The organism is Faecalibacter macacae (assembly GCF_003687725.1).
Taxonomy (GTDB): Bacteria; Bacteroidota; Bacteroidia; order Flavobacteriales; family Weeksellaceae; genus Empedobacter; species Empedobacter macacae.
Map to the genome: position 1 here is coordinate 1 of NZ_RDOJ01000045.1, position 1,309 is coordinate 1,309.

2 protein-coding genes are annotated in these 1,309 nt (G+C 23.6%); both read right to left on the bottom strand.

Annotated features, from left to right (window positions below):
- Nucleotides 1-194: 194 nt before the first annotated feature.
- The gene (locus EAH69_RS13850; RefSeq protein ID WP_121935805.1) at nt 195-1,016 is read right to left on the bottom strand and encodes a GLPGLI family protein; all 822 of its coding nucleotides are present in this window, start codon (nt 1,014-1,016) and stop codon (nt 195-197) included.
- Nucleotides 1,017-1,069: 53 nt separating this feature from the next.
- On the bottom strand, nt 1,070-1,309 hold a 240-nt coding region (locus tag EAH69_RS14035), incomplete at its 5' end, for a hypothetical protein (protein WP_230466844.1).

The window sequence follows — 1,309 nt, forward strand, 5'->3', positions numbered from 1 at the left end:
ATTTTTTTCATTTTTAAAGTAATTTAGTTTTTAATTCTTTTGTTATAGTTTGCAACCTATAACTTTATCTATAACATTAATTACTTCAATAAGAATATGCAAGTTTTACTGTTAAATACAATGATTTTTAGTAATTTTAATTTAATTAACAATAAATAATAATAGTAGGGGAAATTATGGTTATTGGAGTGATGTTATTTCAAATTAAATTGTATACCTCTTTCTATTGAATTATTATTTAATTCTAATTTTGCTTTTTTATTTTTGTTATAATCATTCACATTGTTAATTCGTTGTAAATTTGGATCGACTAATTTGATAGGATCAGTTTTAAATAATAGTTGTAAATCTTCAAACTCTTTACGAGAAATGTTAATTCTATCCTCATTTAATTTTTTTGGAATAGATGAATTACTTTTATTAAAAGATAAAAATTCGAAATTAAAAAAGTCATTAGAATCTTTAATTTCTAGTATCAAACCTGGTAATCCATGAAATTTATAAGGCCCATAAGAAATAGGAATTTCTTCTGTATACCATGCTTCCCAAGTTCTATCAAAAATATTAGCTGTAGCTTTTTTAGCTAAATAATCTTTAATTTTCTTAGTTTCATTACTCAATTTCCATTCAATTAATGGAACATTATCCTCAAAAGTTGTTTTTGTAGTAAATACATTCGCTTGAATTAAATATTTATTAGTTGATTTATTATAAAAAAAACGAACATTGTTATCAGTTTTACCATATTTATCATATATCGATTTCATATCAATTTTACCATTCTCTAATAAATTAGCTACATCCACAATAATGGTATCATTTCTAAAATCGTTTTTTGGCATAAACACAAAACCATCATCATAAATTCGAACAATCATTTCTTCAGATTTTACATCTAATTTATTTAAGGAATCATTTATATAATTAAAATTATAATTAACTAAATAATTTTGTGCATTTAGTATTTCAATACTAAATAATAACATTAAAAATAAAAAAATATTTTTTTTATGCATTATATATAATTTATATAATCGGGATTATTAATACAATCCCGATGTTAATACTTCTATGGGAATAAATTTGCACATGACTCTGCGTCTTGCTCAGCCCAATCTTGTAATAACATTAACATAGTATAAACTTGTTCTGTATCTAAATTCCAACAATCTTCAACCCCGCAAGATAACATTCTTGGAATACATACAATTTCTACTATATTTTCTACAGATACTGATTCTTCTTCTAATTCTACATTGACTTCATTCGCCATTGCGAATGTTCCGAAAAGTGCAAAAGCACTTGCAAA

Excerpts from the sequence above, each read along its gene's own strand:
- EAH69_RS13850 (WP_121935805.1), bottom strand. The coding sequence starts at position 1,016 with ATGCATAAAAAAAATATTTTTTTATTTTTAATGTTATTATTTAGTATT.